This is a genomic window from Actinomycetospora chiangmaiensis DSM 45062 (genome assembly GCF_000379625.1).
Taxonomy (GTDB): Bacteria; Actinomycetota; Actinomycetes; order Mycobacteriales; family Pseudonocardiaceae; genus Actinomycetospora; species Actinomycetospora chiangmaiensis.
Window position 1 is genome coordinate 1 of record NZ_KB903227.1, and the last position, 17,466, is coordinate 17,466.

13 protein-coding genes are annotated in these 17,466 nt (G+C 70.2%); 6 read left to right on the plus strand and 7 right to left on the minus strand.

Going from position 1 to position 17,466, the window contains the following annotated elements; genetic code table 11:
• Positions 1–790 precede the first annotated feature (790 nt).
• From A3CO_RS0112685 to A3CO_RS0112695, 3 genes are read right to left on the minus strand one after another with little or no spacing between them, the layout of a single operon-like run.
• Positions 791–4,159 (minus strand): DEAD/DEAH box helicase family protein, encoded by a 3,369-nt coding sequence (locus tag A3CO_RS0112685; protein WP_018332630.1) that lies wholly within the window; start codon positions 4,157–4,159, stop codon positions 791–793.
• The gene (locus A3CO_RS36795) at positions 4,159–5,292 is read right to left on the minus strand and encodes a restriction endonuclease subunit S (protein ID WP_084681793.1); all 1,134 of its coding nucleotides are present in this window, start codon (positions 5,290–5,292) and stop codon (positions 4,159–4,161) included. Before A3CO_RS36795 ends, A3CO_RS0112685 begins: the two co-directional genes overlap by 1 nt.
• On the minus strand, positions 5,289–6,749 hold the full coding sequence (locus tag A3CO_RS0112695) for a type I restriction-modification system subunit M (RefSeq protein ID WP_026204550.1): 1,461 nt from the start codon (positions 6,747–6,749) through the stop codon (positions 5,289–5,291). The genes A3CO_RS36795 and A3CO_RS0112695 overlap by 4 nt, the downstream gene beginning before the upstream one ends.
• 465 nt (positions 6,750–7,214) lie before the next feature.
• Between A3CO_RS0112695 and A3CO_RS31870 the strand changes: the two genes are divergently transcribed.
• The 3 genes from A3CO_RS31870 (at position 7,215) to A3CO_RS31875 (ending at position 10,054) form a co-directional block, all read left to right on the plus strand.
• Positions 7,215–7,748: a nuclear transport factor 2 family protein gene (locus A3CO_RS31870; RefSeq protein WP_018332633.1), complete on the plus strand. Its 534-nt coding sequence runs from the start codon at positions 7,215–7,217 to the stop codon at positions 7,746–7,748.
• Between the two features lies 1 nt (position 7,749).
• Positions 7,750–8,529, plus strand: coding sequence for a bestrophin-like domain (locus A3CO_RS0112705; RefSeq protein ID WP_018332634.1), 780 nt, complete (start codon positions 7,750–7,752; stop codon positions 8,527–8,529).
• Positions 8,530–8,605: 76 nt separating this feature from the next.
• Positions 8,606–10,054 carry an SIR2 family NAD-dependent protein deacylase gene (locus A3CO_RS31875; RefSeq protein WP_018332635.1) on the plus strand — a complete coding sequence of 483 codons (1,449 nt, stop codon included), beginning with the start codon at positions 8,606–8,608 and terminating at the stop codon, positions 10,052–10,054.
• Positions 10,055–10,081: 27 nt separating this feature from the next.
• On the opposite strand, the gene A3CO_RS0112715 is transcribed toward A3CO_RS31875, so the two are convergent.
• The 3 genes from A3CO_RS0112715 to A3CO_RS0112725 form a co-directional block, all read right to left on the minus strand.
• Positions 10,082–10,906 carry an endonuclease/exonuclease/phosphatase family protein gene (locus tag A3CO_RS0112715; protein WP_018332636.1) on the minus strand — a complete coding sequence of 275 codons (825 nt, stop codon included), beginning with the start codon at positions 10,904–10,906 and terminating at the stop codon, positions 10,082–10,084.
• A gap of 99 nt (positions 10,907–11,005) precedes the next feature.
• Positions 11,006–11,773, minus strand: a complete 768-nt coding sequence (locus tag A3CO_RS0112720; protein ID WP_018332637.1) for a hypothetical protein — start codon at positions 11,771–11,773, stop codon at positions 11,006–11,008.
• 70 nt (positions 11,774–11,843) lie between these two features.
• Positions 11,844–12,656, minus strand: coding sequence for a DUF2382 domain-containing protein (locus A3CO_RS0112725; protein ID WP_018332638.1), 813 nt, complete (start codon positions 12,654–12,656; stop codon positions 11,844–11,846).
• Between the two features lie 339 nt (positions 12,657–12,995).
• On the opposite strand from A3CO_RS0112725, the gene A3CO_RS31880 reads away from it, so the two are divergent.
• From A3CO_RS31880 to A3CO_RS0112740, 3 genes are all read left to right on the plus strand, one after another.
• A complete protein-coding gene (locus A3CO_RS31880; protein WP_018332639.1) occupies positions 12,996–13,886 on the plus strand; it encodes a mechanosensitive ion channel family protein in 891 nt (296 codons plus the stop codon).
• Positions 13,887–13,994: 108 nt separating this feature from the next.
• Positions 13,995–14,831 carry an OmpA family protein gene (locus A3CO_RS40005; RefSeq protein WP_084681795.1) on the plus strand — a complete coding sequence of 279 codons (837 nt, stop codon included), beginning with the start codon at positions 13,995–13,997 and terminating at the stop codon, positions 14,829–14,831.
• A 164-nt stretch (positions 14,832–14,995) separates the two neighbouring features.
• Positions 14,996–16,939, plus strand: a complete 1,944-nt coding sequence (locus A3CO_RS0112740) for an acetoacetate--CoA ligase (RefSeq protein ID WP_018332640.1) — start codon at positions 14,996–14,998, stop codon at positions 16,937–16,939.
• Between the two features lie 28 nt (positions 16,940–16,967).
• On the opposite strand, the gene A3CO_RS0112745 is transcribed toward A3CO_RS0112740, so the two are convergent.
• Positions 16,968–17,432 (minus strand): hypothetical protein, encoded by a 465-nt coding sequence (locus A3CO_RS0112745; protein ID WP_026204554.1) that lies wholly within the window; start codon positions 17,430–17,432, stop codon positions 16,968–16,970.
• Between the last annotated feature and the right edge of the window lie 34 nt (positions 17,433–17,466).

Below are 17,466 nucleotides of genomic sequence, written 5' to 3' on the forward strand. Positions count from 1 at the left end.
GTCGCGCTGCGCCTCGACGGCCACCTCATCCACGCCCATGCCGGGACGATGCTGCTCGGCTCCTGGCCCCACACCATCGACCTCGAGCGGCGTCTGAGGCTGCGCGGCGCCCGCCGCACCGACGGCGTCTTGCCCGCCCCGAGGCCCGCTCACGCTCCGCGCGCCCAGCGCGTCGTCGGCGCCNACGGCGTCGTCATGGTCGCCCGCCAACGGCTGCGCATCGGCCGAGCGCACGCCGGCAAGACCATCACCGTCATCGCCGAGGACACCAGCTTCCGCGTCCTCGACGGAGACCGCGAACTCAGCAGCTTCGCCCGCGACCCCAGCAAGCCCCTCACCCGCTTCAAGGCATGGTCACACGCTCCCACGACAAGCATGTCCTGACGACAATCCGTCAACCATGTCCCGAGACCGCACACATCAGCCGCGCCCACCGCACGGCGACCTGGCCCATCAGGCTCCCCTTGACTGGCTGGGGCCGGAGGCCCGGGTCACGCCGAATCGCCAGCTCGGTGCGGCGGAAACAGCAGATCGTCGCCCGCGGCGTCGTAGGCCTCCGGCCATCGCTCTGTCCTGTTTGCGGTGACCGCTCGCACAAACGAGTCGGGCCATCCGAACGGGCAGTCGACGCCAACGCGGTCCGCGCCCCGGAGCGCAGCGAGAACGGCCGGATCGGTGCCTGTTCCGAACTCAGCAGATGCCCGACCGGGCGTGCCAGGTGAGCTCGCAGATGGACGTCCGCGGGCCCTGCGCTGCGATGTCGATCCCAACGATGACGGCCGTACGGCGCTCAGGCGGCGTCGACGGGCTGGGCGTGCTTGGTGATGTCGTGGAGGATGTCGACGATCACCTCGACGTCGTTCTCGGGGAAGAAGCTGTCGATCCCGTCGGCGCCCTGATCGATGTATGGGGTTTCGAACAGTCGACCGGGCTCCATGAGCCCGCTTGCTGTGAGTTCGTCGACGATCATGTTGACGAATCGGATCTGGTCGAGGGTGAACCGGGTGTCGTCGAGGTAGGTGGCGAAGGCCTCGACTGCCGCGCTTCGGTCGAGTCCGACGAGCGACCGGATGAAGCGGCCAAGGCCGTGCGCTTGTTCGACGGCCGTGTCAATGTCGGTCTGCTCCCCCGCACCGCTGGCCACCAGCATCGCCTCCAGCTGCTCGAGGTCCAAAGGCGTCAGCTGAAGGTTCCGGCGCAGACGCTGGAGGGCCGCATGGTCCTCGTGAGCGCGTAGGTAGGCGGTCGCCTTGGCCCGGAACCGCTCGGGATTCGTGCCCGGTGTGGTGCCGGGGAGGCTGACCTCGACGGACTGCCCGAGCTCGTCGGTGAAGTCGCTGTAGACGGGATCACGGCGGATCTTGTCGACGAGCCGGACCAGGCCTCGGACCTTCACCCGGACCTGCTCGAGCATCGGCAGGGTCACGTCGACCCACCACTGGTCGCCCGCGACGTCCTCGAGCAACTCCTGCTGCTGCGCGACCGACGGGATCGTCGTCTTGCCCAACAGCGCCGAGCAGATCCCCTGGATCGACTCGCGGAGGCGCTCGACGGCGACCGCATCGCCCTCGAGCTGAGCGAGCTGTCGGCGCAGCACCAGGAGGTCGAAGCGCTTTGCGTCCTCCTCGTCCTTCGTCGCGGACGACGGCAGGCCAGCGAGCTGCTCGACGACGGCACGTGCGTCGTCGTCGGACAGCGCGCTCCAGGCGTCGCGCTGCGCGAACTTCTCCACCCACGCGCGATGAGGTCGGACGAGGACGTTGTCGAGGCTCATCCCGACGACGAACTCGTGCAGCGTCGTCGCCGTGCTCTCCCGCAGCGCGCCATCGGCCTTGGTGGCGTCGAGTGCGCGGACCAGCCCGACGCGGTGCTCGACGAGCCGCTGGGTCAGCGACTTCTGCACCGAGCCCTCGACGCCGGGCAGGTTCTGGTTGAAGTACTCGAGGTTGCCGCAGAAGTCGAAGACCAGGAAGTCGGTCTTGTCCTGGCCGGGACCGAACAGGTCAGGCCGCAACCGCGTGCCCCGACCGATCATCTGCCAGAACTTGCTCTTCGAGCGGACGGCCTTGAAGAAGACGAGGTTGACGACCTCGGGCACGTCGATCCCGGTATCGAGCATGTCGACCGAGATCGCGAGGTGCGGGCCCTTCACGGGGTTCGAGAAGGAGTCGATCAGGTGCTGGGCGTACGGCGTCCCGTGGGTGATCACGGCGGCGAACTCGCCCGCGTACTGCGGCCACTGCAGGTCGAAGCGCTGCTGGATGAACTCGGCGTGTGCCTGATTCTTAGCGAACACGATCGTCTTGCCAAGCCGGTCACCGCCGGCGACCTTGTAGCCCCTCTCCATGACCTCGGCGAGGACCTTGTCGACCGTGTCCTCGTTGAACAGGAACTTGTTGATCTCCTCGGCACCGATCTCGTCGGGAGGATCGTCCTCGCCCCAGTCGAGCGCGTCCCATTGCTCCTTCTCTGCCTCGCTCAACCCGGCGTAGGTGATGCCGTGGCGCAGGAACTTCGTGCCGATGGCGACGCCTCGTGGCGGCACGAGGTACCCGTCGTCGACGGCCTGCTGGAGGTCGTAAGCGTCGGTGGGGACTCCGTCCTCGAGGTGGAACAGGTGGTAGGTGTTGTGGTCGACCTCGTCCTTCGGGGTCGCCGTCAGCCCCACGAGCAGCGCGTCGAACCACTCGAAGATCGCCCCGTACTTCTGGTAGACCGACCGGTGCGCCTCATCGATCACGACAAGATCGAAGTAGCCCGGGCCGAATCGTCGGAGCCCGCCGTCAGTGGCATTGATGACGTTGAGCATCGTGGGGTAAGTCGCCACGAACACCCGGCCGTCGGTGACCTTCTCGGTGACGAGGTTGACCGTCGTGGCCGCCGGCAGGTGGGTCTTGAATGCGTTGACGGCCTGGTTCACCAGAGCGAGCCGATCCGCGAGGAAGAGCACCCGCCGCACCCAGTTCGCCTTGAGCAGCTGGTCGACCAGGGCAATCACCGTCCGGGTCTTGCCCGATCCGGTGGCCATGACCAGCAGCGCGTCGCGCTGCTTCTCGTCGAGGGCCTGCCCGACGGCCGCGATGGCCTTGCGCTGGTAGGGACGCTCGACGATCGCGCCGTCGATCGGCGCACCGACGAGCGGCCCCCTCGTCGTGCGGCGCCGAATCATCAGCTCCAGCTCGTCACGGGTGAAGAACCCCTGAATCTTGCGCGGCGGGTAGCCACCGACGTCATCCCAGAGCCAGTGCTCATACCCGTTGGTGAAGAACACGACGGGGCGGCGGCCGAACCTCGCCTCCAGGCAGTCGGCGTAGAGGTCAGCCTGGTGACGCCCCTCGTGGGCGCTCTTCGTCGTGCGCTTGGCCTCGACCACCGCGAGCGGGAGCCCGTCCTCGCCCCACAGGACGTAGTCGACGAGGCCCTTACCGCTCTCGTTGGGCATCCCTGTGACCTCGTACTCGCGGTCGTGCGGGTTGGCCAGCGGCCAGCCCGCCTCGGCGAGGAGGACGTCGATGAACAGGTCGCGGGTCTCGGCCTCGGTGTAGTCGTGTTCGTCGACCGTGGTCTTCTTCGTCGCCTGCGCAGCCTGAATCTGGGCGCGCAGCTCGGCGATCTCGGCAGCCTGCGCCTGGGCGACATCGTCCTTCTCGGCGAGGGCCTTGGCGTGCGCCGCGTCCTGGGCAGCGAACTTAGCGGCCAACTTAGCGACGTCGTCGCGGCTGAGCGGCGCGGCCTTCGCCGCGAGCGCCGGGTCGAACTGCGCCCGCGTCGGAACCGCGTCCGGATCGGTCGAGTACCGGAACGCCGCCCACACCATCACGTGGTGGAGCTCGCGCAGGACATCCTGGGCGACGCGCGGCGGCATCGACCTGTTCTCGTGCACCGCAGTGTTGCCGACCTTGCGGATCAGGTTGAGCTTCTGAGTGATGCTTTGGCCAGCCTCCGCGGTGAAGGCACCCTGATTGATCCGCGCCGCCAGGTCGTCCTTGTACGGCGTCGGCAGGTTCAGCACTCGGTAGAGGTGCCCGACGAGCACCTCAACGGCGCGACGGCTGTAGAAGCAGGCCGCGCTCGGGTCGCTCGCCATGTACGACTCCGCCCGACGGCAATCACCGGCCATCGACGGCAGCGTCGCCTCGACGAAGTCAAAGTTGCCCATTAGAGTTCCCCTCGGAACGCCCGCACCTCCAGCGAGGAATGAAGCGCCTCGCCCATATCCAACCCTCTATATGCAGCGACTAACCGCATGTCGATCATATTCGCTCGCCGCGCGAACTCTTGCTGCAGGTCCAGCGGCGGAATTAACACCCGGAACCTCCTCGCTACGCGCTGATAGATGGTTTTGTGAATCGACCCGTCGCTCAAGCTGAGCAGGTGCGACCGAGACGCCCGAAGGGCCGTCATCAGGTACGTTGAATCGATCTCCGGACCCGGTACCCAGTTGTGAAAATCCTGAGAAGTGGCCATCGGTCGACCTAACTTGGTCACAAATCCGACCGACGCGGTTCGAGAAAAGCAAACCGTGCCCTCCGGCAACAGAACGGCGGAGGAATTATCGATACCCGCTCTGGTGACCCGAATTTCGGTGTCGTTAACCGTCTTGCCGTCAAGTCGGCGAATCTCCGGCAACGAGACCCAAGGAATATCACCTTGCCAGTATTCGGGTCGTCCGCGATCCGGGGTGTGCCCTGTCGCCAACTCAGCGACCTCATCGAGGCGAGTCCACGACCAACCCTGAGAGGTAGGATCCGCCTTGCGATCGGTAACAGCACGGGAGCTTCTCGGCCCGAACATCTCTCGAAAAATGGAAAGCACGAGGTGTTCAAGGTTTTGGACGACTTCACCCCTTCGAGCAAGGACGACTTCCGACCGGTCTAGAATCTCGACGATTCGATCTTGCTCCTCGAGACTCATGCGTGGAATATCAATCCTCTTCAGGAACTTGAAGTGGCGAGCGTAGCCTTCACTTGATAGATTTCGCGATCTCAAGAAATGATAAATGAACTTCGTCCGAAACCCACTCTTCGCGCGTAGGACCTTTACACCATCAGCGCCCATGGCGAAGGGAAAATCAACAAGCTTCAATATTCTAGTATGGTCACCGAACACGATAAGCGCCCCGGGAGTTGCGACCTGACAGCTCATATCGTGAGTGAATCCCGCGACGAGCTGGCGCCCCTGGTCGACAACTGCCAGAGGCCCTGAAGTTTGAAGATCCGATTTCGGGACCTTCCTATTTCCGCGGGAGACGTCCTCAACGGCGTCCATAAAGGCAACATGTTCGACCATCATGAAAGCAGCGCCCTGAGCTCGGCTAACGCCTTCGCGCTCTCCTCCTCGAGCGTTTCGAGATCGGCGATAATTTGGAGCGGCGGACGATGGTTGATATTACTGTCTTTGACCTCTCGATAGCGACTGAGTGATAGGTCATAGTCTTGCTCAGCGATGCTAGACTTCGCTACTACGAACGACTGTTCCGTGCGGTCACGCTCACGTTCTAGGCCGTTCCGCTCGGACCATCGATCCAGAACGTCTGGCAGATCGTCAGACTCGATTGGATTACGCTTGTCGTCGAGCGAGAAGCCATCGGCGCGAACATCGTAGAACCAGACATCGTCAGTGCCGCCATTATCGGTCTTTGTGAAGAAGAGGATAGCTGTTGAGACCCCTGCGTAAGGGCGAAACACGCCAGCAGGAAGCTTCACAACGGCATCAAGCTTCTGATCCTCCACTAGGATGCGACGAATCTCCTTGTGCGCCTTTGAGGCCGTGAACAGTACGCCGTCCGGGACGATAACTGCCGCCTGACCACCCGGCTCCAGTAGGCGGAGGAACAGCGCAAGGAAGAGCAGCTCTGTCTTCTTGGTCTTGACGACCTGCTGGAGGTCCTTCGCCGTTGACTCGTAATCGAGCGAGCCGGCGAAGGGCGGGTTGGCCAGGATCAGCGTGTAGCGGCCGGTCTCCTCGCTAGCGCCCTCGGACAGCGAGTCGCGGTATCGGATGTCGGGCGCGGCGACCCCATGCTGGAGCATGTTCATGCTTCCGATGCGCAGCATGGTCGAGTCGAAGTCGAACCCGTGAAACATCCGGTGATGGAAGTGCTGCCGTTGGCCAGCATCGGTGCCGACCGACGGGTACTTGTCACGGACGTACTCGGCGGCGGAGACGAGGAAGCCAGCCGTTCCGCACGCCGGGTCGCAGATCGTGTCGCCCACTTGTGGCGCCGTCATCCGCACCATGAGGTCGATGATGTGCCGCGGGGTACGGAACTGGCCGTTGACGCCAGACGTCGAGAGCTTGGAGAGCAGGTACTCGTAGAGGTCACCGTTTGTGTCCGGCTTGTCGCGCGGAATCGCATCGAGCAGGCCGACAACCTTGTCCAGCAACGCAGGGCTCTGGATGGTGAACCGGGCGTCGCCCATGAACTCCGAGTAGGTCGAGCCGTCTCCACCGAGCCGGCGTACAAAGGGGTACACCTCATCGGCCACCCGCTGGTACATCGTCTCGGGGTCGAGCATCTTGAACTCGGTCCACCGGAGGCCCTGCTCGTCGGGAGCGAAGATCGGGTCCTTGACGGGCTCCTTGGTGACGCGAGCCGTGCGCTCCTTGAGGCGCTGCTCGTGGTCGAGGCGCTGGATGAAGAGCAGGTTGGTGATCTGCTCGATCACCTCCAGCGGGTTGGAGATGCCGCCCGACCAGAAGGCGTTCCAGACCCCGTCGATCTTGTTCCGCAGCTCCCCCGTGATCACGGGCACAGCGTAGTAGCTGACCGATCGGCCTTGGGAGCCCGACACTGCGCCCCGGCCTCGCCAGCGTGGTGATCGACATCAAGCGACCGCTTAGCAGTCCGCTTACGTCACAAGATCGACCGTCACAACGCCGTACGACTGATGATCGACTCCGTGGGGCACCGTCACTGACCAGCGCCGATGCTCACCACAGCCCACGGTGGCGACCGTGAACCCAGTCCACTGGGTTCGGGGTTCGAGTCCCTGACGGCGCACCCCGACATGAAGGCCCTGACCGGTGCGGTCAGGGCCTTCGTCGTGTCTGCATCTTGTGTACCCCGCCGCTCCCTCCGGGCGGACGGACGGGTCCGAAACGGACGTCCGACGCAGGTCGGCGCGCTGAGTTCGTCCGGATGCCCGTCGTGCGGGTCCGTCCCCGGGAGCAGGCTGGTCGCGAACGGGAAGGCGGAGGCACAGGGGGGAACGATGACCACGGAGGACCGGACGGGGCCCGACCTCGGAGCGGTGTTCGACGAGCACGTCGCCGACGAGTTCGTCGTGCAGGACGTGGCCGCGACGATGGCCACGATGACGCCCGAGCCGACCGTGCTGCACGTGCCGAGCGGCGCCGGCGGCTCCGGGCAGGAGGCCGTGGCGGCGTTCTACACCGACCACTTCATCGGGCAGTGGCCGGACGACACGGTCATCACCCGGCTGTCGCGCACCGTCGACGCGGAGCGGGTGGTGGACGAGATGTTCATGACGTTCACCCACGACCGCGTGATCGACGCCTTCCTGCCCGGGGTGGCGCCCACGGGCCGGCCGGTGGAACTGCTGGTCGTGGGCATCATCGGGTTCCGCGACGGCCTGGTCGACTACGAGCACCTCTACTGGGACCAGGCGTCGTTGCTGGTCCAGATCGGGTTGCTCGACCCGGCGGGGCTGCCGGTGCTGGGGGTCGAGCAGGCCCGCGCGCTGCGTCCGGCGGCCGTCCGGGTCGGCGCCGAGCTGCCCGGCTGACATGTCGGGCTGGCCGATCTGGCTCCTCGGCCTCCTGCTGGTCGTGGGCATGCCGGCGCTGGTCGTCGTCGGCCAGGGCGGACTGCGGCGGGCCTGGCCCGCGCTGCGCGACGGCGACCACAACGAGGTGGCCGGCTTCATCATCGCGGTCGTCGGGGTGATCTATGCAGTCCTGCTGGGCTTCGTGGTGATCGTGAGCTGGGAGAACTTCAGCCAGGCCGAGCACGTGGTGGGGCAGGAGGCCAGCGCGCTGCGCACGATCTACCGCGACAGCGCCGCCTTCCCGCCGCCCGTCCGCGAACGGGTCCACGGCGAGGTGCGGACCTACGCGGCCGCCGCGGTCGAGAGCGACTGGCCGGCGATGGCCCGCGGCGAGCCGGGCTCGCCCGAGACGGCCCACGCGCTCGACGACATCTCCGAGTACCTGGCCACCATGCCCGCGACCACCCCGGACGAGCTGCAGTACAAGCAGGTCGAGGCCGATCGCCTGAACGACCTGGTCACGGCCCGCTCGGCGCGCCTGGACTACGTGACCCAGGGCGTCCCCGGCGTGCTGTGGCTGGCGCTGATCGTGGGCGCCGCCGTGACGATCGGCTTCACCATGATCTTCGGGCTGGGCAGCGCGGTGCTGCACACGGTGATGACCGCCAGCCTCGCGGCGCTCATCGGGGTGCTGCTGTTCGTCGCCGTCGCCATCGACCACCCGTTCGCCGGTGGGGTCGCGGTCCATCCCGCGCCGCTGGAGCGCGTCCTCGACGACTTCGGCGCTCCGCCTCCCTGAGGCCGCGCGTCCGTCGGTCGCAGCCGAACCGCCGCGCCGGCGTGGGCCGGCGCCCATCCCCCAGGGAGCCCGTCGGATGACGCGTGGGCACGTCTTCGTGGTGCACGGCGACCTGACCCAGCTGGCGTGCGACGACGTCGTCGTCCCGACGGACTCCGCGGGCCAGGTCAGCCCGAACTGGCACCGTCTCGTCCCTCGGGACCGAGAGCCCTGGGGCGAGGGGATCTGGCCGCTCGACGCCGGGTCCGGGTCGCCGTGGGCGGCCTCGTCCTACACCGCCGCCGTCCGCGACGTCCTCGACGCCGTCGCCGCGGACCAACGCGGTCGACCGCCCCGCCGGGGCCGGTCGCGCCACCTCACCGCCGTGCCGCTGGTGGGTGCGGGGCGAGGGGACGCGGGATCGCGTCGGGGCGACGTCATCGCGGCCGTCCTCGAGGTCCTCGAGGCGCACGCCGACGCCGGGCACGACGTCGCTCTGGTGCTCCGCTCGGCACGCGACCACGCCGCGGCCCAGCACGTGCGGCGCGGTCGGTCGCAGCACCGGCTCACCCCGGCCGAGGTCGCCACGGCCGAGGACCTCGCGCAGCGGGCCCGGGTCAACGAGCTCGCGCTGTTCCTCGGCGCCGGGGTGAGCATGAGCGCCGGTCTCCCGTCGTGGTCGATGCTGCTCGACCAGCTGGCCCGTCGCGCGGAGATCCCGGCGGCGGACGTCGCGGAGCTCCGCCTGCTGCCGGCCCAGGACGCGGCGATGCTCATCGAGCGCCTGCTCCGCGAACCGCTCGAGGACGCCCTGGCCGCGGTGCTGTCCACCCACCGGTACGGCCTCTCCCACGCCTTACTGGCGGCGCTGCCCATGTGGGAGGCGGCGACGACGAACTACGACGACCTGTTCGAGCGCGCGCTGGCCGCGGTCGGGCGGGCTCCCGCGGTCCTGCCGTTCGAACCGGTGCGCGCCGACCGGCCCTATCTGCTCAAGCTGCACGGGGATCTCGCGCGTCGGCGCAACGTCGTCCTGACCCGCGACCACTACCTGCGCTTCGAGGGCGCGCAGGGCGCCCTGGCCGGGGTGGTGCAGGGCCTGCTCATGACCCGCCACGTGCTGTTCGCCGGGTTCTCCCTGGCCGACGAGAACTTCCTGCACCTGGCCGACGAGGTCCGCCGCGTCCGGGAGGACGACCGGGTGCTGGGCACCGCACTGGCCCTGCTCGACGAGCCGCTGCGCCGCCGGATGTGGGAGGGCGAGCTGCGCTACCAGGCCTTCGCCGAGCGCCCCGACGACCCGGCGCGCACCGACGCGGTGGTCGCGGACGCGGCCCGCCGGATGGAGATCTTCCTCGACCTCGTCGCGCACCACGCCACAGACGACGCGTCCTTCCTGCTCGACGACCGGTACCAGCACCTGCTCACCCCGGACGAGCGCGCGTTCACCGGTGCCGTCACGAAGCTGCGCGACTTCCCGTCACCGGGGAGCGTCGCCGGACGCCGGGTCGAGGCACTGCTCCACGAGCTCGGGATGCGCCCGTGACCCGAGGGCCGGCCCGGAGCGCGGCCGTCACGGCGGCCCGACGTCGAGGTCGGTGACGACGCCCGCGTGGTCCGACGGCCACACCCCGGCGACCGGGGCGGCGCCGAACACCGCGGAGCGTGCGATCCGCACGGGGACGGTGCCGCGGCCCAGCCCGACGAGCACGTGGTCGATCCGCACCGGGGGTGCCGCGGTGGCCACGACGTGCGGGTTGGCCGGGGTGAACGTCGCCTCCGCGGGGTCGAGCGCCCACCGGCGGACGTTGGCCAGGAGCAGGCCGGGGGCGGCGGGCTCGGTGAGCAGCCCCTCCAGCATCCGCATCTCGTCGGAGTCGGGCTCGGCGTTGAAGTCGCCGAGCACGACCGGGGGCAGGTCGGTGGACGGCGCCGCGGCGACGTGCGCCGCGAGCGCCCGGACCTGCTCGCAGCGCAGCCGCGAGGACGGGGTCGAGGTCAGGTGCACGGTCACCACCCGGCACGAGCCGGCCGGGGTGTCGACCACGACGTCGAGCACCATCCGGGTCGCGCCCTCTCGCGGCGGCGCCGGCAGCGGCGCCACCACGGGCTCGCCGAGCGTGCCGCGGGCCAGCACCGCGTTGCCGATCCCGTAGGCCTCCGCCCCGGGCAGCGAGGACACCCACGACGCCGGGTCCCGCGAGGGACGCAGCGCGACCTGCATCCCGAGCTCTGCGGCCAGGTCGTCGGCGAAGCTGCCCTCGCCGTGCCACCACACCTCCTGCAGCGCCACGACGTCGGCGTCGAGCTCGCGCAGCACGGCCACGATCGCGTCCCGCCGCCGGTCGGGGTCCCCGAAGCGCCACCACACGTTCCACGTCGCCACCCGCAGCCGCATCAGGCCGCCACCGCCCCGACCGCATCACGGAACCCGAGATCCACGACCCCAGTGTGATCGGCGCCGGCGCGGAGGTCGCACCGGTCTCGACGTCTCGGGTCAGCTCGGCGGCACCGTGCGTTGCACGAACGCCGCCACGGCCGCCTCGAACGACCGGCGCCGGTCGGCCTCCGGCACCACGGGACACGTGGCGCAGAACGGGACGGTCGCGCCCCGGTGGTCGGCCGCGCGGAACGCGAGGCAGCAACTGCGGCGCTCCGCGTACAACCACGGCCGGTCCCCCACGAGGAGGGCCTCGTGGTGCACGAGGCTGTCGAGCCCGAACCGCTCGAGGACCTCGCGGAGCCGTATCACGTCGTCGGCCGGGTCCGGCTTCGGCCACGAGAGATGCAGGAACGCGACGCACACGGCGTGCGCCACCGCGCCCCGCAGCACCCGCCGTCCGACCCCGGTCGCGGCGTGCACCGCCTCGAGCGCCGGGACCAGGTTGGCGTCCAGCAACCGGTCCGGCCCGCTGTCGGGGCCGTCGGCACAGGCGATCCGGACCGTCCGTCCTCCGGCCCACTCGACGGCGACGTCGGCCAACCCGCAGGCCGGGACGCCCCCGTCGACGATCCATCCCCCGATCACCGGGGGCACGATCCGCTGCGCGTAGCCCTCGAACAGCAGGGCGCCGGCGACCGGGACGGCCGCACCGCGTCGGTCCGCGACCTCCTCGACGGCGCGCGCCAACCCGTCGCCGAAGAGCACCATCGCGGGCACCCACGGCCCGCCGGACGGACGCCCCCGCCATGCCTCGAACCGGCTCCCGGCCACACCGAGCCGCACGAGGCCCGACGATCCCGCAGGCTCGTCGGGCGACGTCACCCGGCCACGGTAGAGCCGTCGGCACGACGACGGGTGGGTCCTGCCGAGCAGGACCCACCCGTCGTCGGGCTCACCGCCGCCCGGACCGTCCGGTGTCGGCCGCCTCGTCGGGGGTCTCGATGTGCTCCTTGCGGACCTCCTCGGACACCTGCTCGTGGTCCCGCTGGGTCTCCGTGCCGAGACGGACCCGCTCCTTGGCCACGGTCTCCTTGCCGACGACGGGCCGCTCCTCGTGCAGGACGACCTCGTGCTCCTCCTCGGAGATCGCCGGCCCGTCGTGGGCGGCCGCGGCGTTCTCCTCGGTGATCGGCTCCCGCTCGACGCGGACCTCCTCGCGGGAGACCGGGACGGTCTCGGTCACGGTCTCGGTGACCACGTACTTGCGCAGTCGCGCCCGTCCCCGCTCGCGGGTCTCGGTGCCGACGTGGAGCTCCTCCTCGGACCGGGTCATCGCCTCGTCGGTGGTCGGGCCGGACGTGTCGTGCCCGACGGCGCCGCGCCGGGTCCCGGCGGCCTCGTCCTTCCCCCTCGCGTCGTCGGGGGTGCGTGCGGTGGCGGTGTCGCCGCCGTACTCGACGCCGTAGTGGTCGAACAGCTGCTTCTCCTCCTCGACCGAGAGCTCCCGGTCCGGGTCGTGGTGCGGAGCCTTCTGGACCTCGTCCTTGCTGTACGGCACGCGCAGGGCGCCGTGGTCGGAGGATGCCCTCGCCAGCGGGACCAGCGAGACATGGATGCCGAACAGGCCGGTTTTCACGGCGGCCCACTCGGGCCGCCTGGTGCGGTTGTCGAGGAAGACGGCGTCGACCTTGCCGAGCTTCTCCCCGTTCTCACCGATGACGGTCGCGTCGTACAGGTCTTGGGGACGGTCGGTGTTGACGGCCATGAGTGGACGCCTCCAGGGGTCGTCGGAATTGCCGCCGCTCCCCCCGTGGGCTGCACGGGGGGACGGACGGTGTCGTCACGAGCGCGGTTCGCCTGGATTCGACGAGCGGCGGGACGTCAGATGTCCTCGCCGGGGGCGGTGGCCCGCCCACGCGGACCGAGGGATGGCCGATGTCCGCGCGACGCAATCCCCGATCGCCGACGCATCCGGAGCAATTCCGGTCGCTTCCTGTCTCCGTTCGAACGATCCGGCCGATATGTCGCCCGGCCGCGACAAGTCGGTTTCGTGTGAAGCGCCGCCCGGGAAACGCGGGCATCCGACACCGAGCGAGGAGCGACGATGCCCAACGACGGTTTCAACGCGCTGCAGTCGCTGCAGAACGCGTTCACCACCCTGCTGAACTACATCCCCAACGTGATCGGGGCCCTGCTGGTCCTGCTCATCGGCTACCTCATCGCCCGCCTGCTACGCGCCGCGATCACCCGACTGCTCCAACGCGTCCGGCTCGACCAGCGCCTGACCCACGGCTCCGGCGGCGAGTACGTCACCCGCTTCTCCCCCGACGGCAGCCCCGCCAAGCTCGTCGGGCTGGTCGTGCAGTGGGTGCTGCTCGTCTTCGTCATCGTCTCCGCGGTCGGCACCCTGAACATCCCCGCGGTCACCGGGTTCGTCGACCTGGTGCTGTCCTACCTGCCCAACGTCATCGCCGCGCTGCTGATCTTCCTGGTCGCCGCCGCGATCGCCGCCGCCGTCGGCGGGCTGGTGCACCGCACCATGGGTGACACCCCCACCGGCCGCGTCGCCCGCTCCGCCGCCCCCACCCTGGTGATGGTCATCGCGGTGTTCATGATCCTCAACCAGCTCGGCATCGCCGAGGTCATCGTCAACGCGACCTTCATCGCCCTGATCGGGGCGCTGGCCCTCGGCGCCGCGCTGGCCTTCGGGCTCGGTGGCCGCGACGCCGCCGCCGACCTGATCAACTCCGGGTACCGCAAGGCCCAGCAGAACAGCGACCAGGTCCGCGCCGACCTGCAGACCGGCTACCAGCGCGGCCGGGCCGAGGCCCAGCAGTACGCGCCCGGCCAGACCGAGACCCGGCAGTACGCGCCCGGCCAGGCCGGCCCGGCCGCGACGCCCGCGACGCCCGCGACGCCCGGGGACGACCCGACGCTGCGCACCGAGCCCACCGACCCGCACGGCATCCCGGTCCCGGGCACCGACCCGCGCTGACCCGCCCCCGACGTCCGCACTCCCCGCCCACCGCGGGGAGCGAGCCGCGACGTCCCCGGCCGCCCACGGCACGGGACGGCGTCGCGACCACCCCGAGGAGTTCACTCCATGAGCAACCCCGACCATGACCGCAGGGACGTCCCCGCGGGTGCCGGCGCCGTCCCGGCCGGCGCGTCCGGAGCCAACCGCGTCGGCCGCCCCGGAGGACCCGCCGGCGGCACCGGCGGCACCGGCGGTGTGGGCGCCGGTGGCCCACGCCCTCGACGACCCTGGTGGGCCTGGGTGCTGCTGGCCGTGGTCGTCGTGCTGCTGATCCTGCTGCTGGCGTCGCGGTGCGGGTCGGGCTCCGACCAGCAGCCCGGTGCCGCCGGTGCCGCCGGGCCGTCCTCCGGCGCACCGGCCGCACCTCCCGCCGGGGCACCCGGTGGCGCCGGAGCCGGTCAGCCGACCGCTCCCGGACAGCCGGCTCCCGGAGCGGCCGCTCCCGGCGGCACCGCTGCTCCCGGCAACCCGGCCGCGCCGGGGTCGTCGCCGGCCCCCGGCAGCGCCGGTGCAGCCGGCGCAGGCGCAGCCGGCGCCGGAGGCGACGTCGCCGCCGTCGCCGTCGCCGCACGGGTACAGCAGACCCTCGCGGCGACCCCGGTGACGTTCGCACCCGACAGCCCCGCCCTCACCGCGAGCGGAGCCCGTGCGGTCGACGAGGTCGCCCGGGAGCTGGCCGGAGCCCCGGCCGCGCGGGTCGTCGTGACCGGTTACGCCGCCCCCGTCAGCCGCGGTGTCGGCCCGGCCGCGCAGCAGCTCTCCGACCAGCGGGCCGCCGCCGTGGCGCAGCGCCTCACGAGCGGCGGGATCGACGGGAGCCGCATCCAGACCCGCGGTGCCGCCGACACCGACCCGCGGCCCAGCACGGCTGCGAGCCGCCGGGTCGAGATCACGGTGTCCTGAGCCCCGGTGCGAGGCCCCGGCCGTCCTGGTCGGGGCCTCGCTGCCGGACTCGGGACGACGCGCTCCACCGCCCGACCGGGAGCCGCCGACCGGGCGAACGCCGACCCGGTCGATCGGCCGGGTCCTCTCGTCATGAGACGCCGGTCACGGCACGATCATCTCCCATGAGCGCTGCGGAGGAACCGACGTTGCTGCGCCCGGCGGGGTCCCCCGACGGCACCGGACTGGGCGACTACCTGGAATACCTGTCGTCGACGCGCGGGCTGACGTTCGACGACTACCGCGACCTGTGGCGCTGGTCGGTGGCCGAGCCGGAGGCGTTCTGGGCGTCGATCTGGGACCACTTCGGGGTGGCCGGGAGCTACGAGGCGGTGCTCGGGTCGACCGAGATGCCCGGGGCGCGGTGGTTCCCGGGCGCGCAGCTGAACTACGCCGAGCACATGGTGGGCACCGAGGCCGACGCCGACCTGCCGGCGATCGTCGGCCGCTCGCAGACGCGGGGGGACTCCGAGCTCACGTTCGGCGAGCTGCGGGACCAGGTCGCGCGCGCCCGCGCGGGGCTGGTGCGGCTCGGCGTCGGGCGGGGCGACCGTGTCGTCGGGTACCTGCCCCACGTCCCCGAGACCATCGTCGTGTTCCTGGCCGCCGCGAGCCTCGGCGCGATCTGGGCGGCGTGCGCGCCGGAGTTCGGCGCCCGCAGCGTCGTCGACCGCCTGGGGCAGGTCGAGCCGAGCGTGCTCATCGCCGTCGCCTCGTACCGCTACGGCACGAAGGACATCGACCAGCGCGACGAGCTGGCCAGCATCCGCGCCGGCCTGCCGACGGTCCGGCACGTCGTCGGCCTGGACTACGGCGCCCATGCGGTGCCCGACGCGATGACCTGGGACGAGCTGCTCGCGGAGCCGGGCCCGCTCGAGTTCGAGCCGGTGCCGTTCGACCACCCGCTCTACGTGCTGTTCTCCTCCGGCACGACGGGCCTGCCGAAGGCGATCGTCCACGGGCACGGCGGGATCCTGCTCGAGCACCTGCGCCTGTTCGGGCTGCACTTCGACATCCACCCCGGCGACCGGACGCTGTGGTTCACCACGACCGCGTGGGCGATGTGGAACATCACGATCTCGGTGCTGCTCCACCGCGGCACCATCGTGCTGCTCGACGGCAACCCCCTCTGGCCCGACCTCGAGACCCAGTGGCGGCTCGCCGCGGACGAGCGCGTCGTCCTGTTCGGCACCAGCCCCGGCTACCTGATGTCGTGCCGCAAGACCGGCGTCGTCCCTCCACGGTGGCCGGAGCTGCGCCAGATCGGCACCACCGGGGCACCGCTGCCCGCGGAGGCCTTCGACTACGTCTACGAGCACCTCGGCCCGGACGTCATCCTCAACCCGTTCAGCGGCGGCACCGACGTGTGCAGCGGCTTCGTCGGGGGTGGTCCGTGGCAGCCGGTCTACCGCGGCGAGATGTCCGGGGCGGGCGTCGGCCTGGACGTCGCCGCCTTCGACGAGGCGGGCCACGTCGTCGTCGAGCAGCTCGGCGAGCTCGTGGTGCGGGCCCCGATGCCCTCCATGCCGGTCTCGTTCTGGAACGACCCCGACGGCGAGCGCTACCGCGACGCCTACTTCGACACCTACCCCGGCATCTGGCGCCACGGGGACTGGGTCCGCTTCACCGAGCGCGGCACCTGCGTGATCACCGGGCGCTCGGACGCCACGCTCAACCGCGGCGGCGTGCGCCTCGGGACGGCCGAGTTCTACGACGTCGTCGAGGACATGCCGGAGGTGGCCGACTCCCTCGTCGTGCACCTCGAGGACGACCAGGGCGGCTCCGGGGAGCTCCTGCTGTTCGTCGAGCTCGTTCCCGACGCCGAGCTCGACGACGACCTGCGCGGACGCATCGTCCGCGACATCCGGCGGCACCTGTCGCCGCGACACGTCCCCGACCTCATCGCCGCCGTCCCCGCGGTCCCCCGCACGCTCACCGGTAAGAAGCTGGAGCGCCCCGTCAAGCAGGTGCTGCGCGGCCGTCCGGTCGACGAGGTGCTCAGCGCCGACGCGGTGCGCGGCGCGGACGCCGTGCCGGCCTTCCAGGAGGCGTACCGCGCACGGGGCTAGTGCCCGGTGCGTCTCGTGCCCGGTGCGTCTAGTGCTCGCCCTTGATGACGAAGAAGCTGCCGCGGATGGTCCCGGCCAGCTTCGAGCGCTGGCGCGCGAACTTGAACCGCGTGGCCAGCTCCTCGGGGACCTCCATGCCCTCCGAGAGCTTGAACCCGACGGCGCGCTTCGAACCCTCCTCGAGGCCGTACATCACGTTGATCGAGAGGCCCGACTCGTAGAACACGTAGGCGAACCGGATGCCGCCCGCCTCGAAGCCCGTCGCCTCGAGCGGCGGGGAGGCGATGACGATGTCCCGCTCCTCGGCGAGGATCGTCGTCACCCAGTCGACGACCTCGGGCACCTCGGCGGCCGGGTCGACGGTGAAGACGTGGCCGTACTTGGTCGAGAAGTACCGCGCCTCGTTCGCGCGCAGACCGGCCAGGGCCTGCGCCACCGGGGAGGACTCGAGGCCCTCCGTGGAGACGTTCGTGAAGTCGACGGGCTGCGGCACGGGCACCTCCGGGAGGACAACGGAACGACGGCGC

Bases quoted from the DNA above. Each gene is read 5' to 3' on its own strand.
- A3CO_RS0112685 (WP_018332630.1), bottom strand. From the start codon at position 4,159: ATGGGCAACTTTGACTTCGTCGAGGCGACGCTGCCGTCGATGGCCGGT.
- A3CO_RS36795 (WP_084681793.1), bottom strand. From the start codon at position 5,292: ATGATGGTCGAACATGTTGCCTTTATGGACGCCGTTGAGGACGTCTCC.
- A3CO_RS31870 (WP_018332633.1), top strand. From the start codon at position 7,215: ATGACCACGGAGGACCGGACGGGGCCCGACCTCGGAGCGGTGTTCGAC.
- A3CO_RS0112705 (WP_018332634.1), top strand. From the start codon at position 7,750: ATGTCGGGCTGGCCGATCTGGCTCCTCGGCCTCCTGCTGGTCGTGGGC.
- A3CO_RS31875 (WP_018332635.1), top strand. From the start codon at position 8,606: ATGACGCGTGGGCACGTCTTCGTGGTGCACGGCGACCTGACCCAGCTG.
- A3CO_RS0112715 (WP_018332636.1), bottom strand. From the start codon at position 10,906: ATGCGGCTGCGGGTGGCGACGTGGAACGTGTGGTGGCGCTTCGGGGAC.
- A3CO_RS0112725 (WP_018332638.1), bottom strand. From the start codon at position 12,656: ATGGCCGTCAACACCGACCGTCCCCAAGACCTGTACGACGCGACCGTC.
- A3CO_RS31880 (WP_018332639.1), top strand. From the start codon at position 12,996: ATGCCCAACGACGGTTTCAACGCGCTGCAGTCGCTGCAGAACGCGTTC.
- A3CO_RS40005 (WP_084681795.1), top strand. From the start codon at position 13,995: ATGAGCAACCCCGACCATGACCGCAGGGACGTCCCCGCGGGTGCCGGC.
- A3CO_RS0112740 (WP_018332640.1), top strand. From the start codon at position 14,996: ATGAGCGCTGCGGAGGAACCGACGTTGCTGCGCCCGGCGGGGTCCCCC.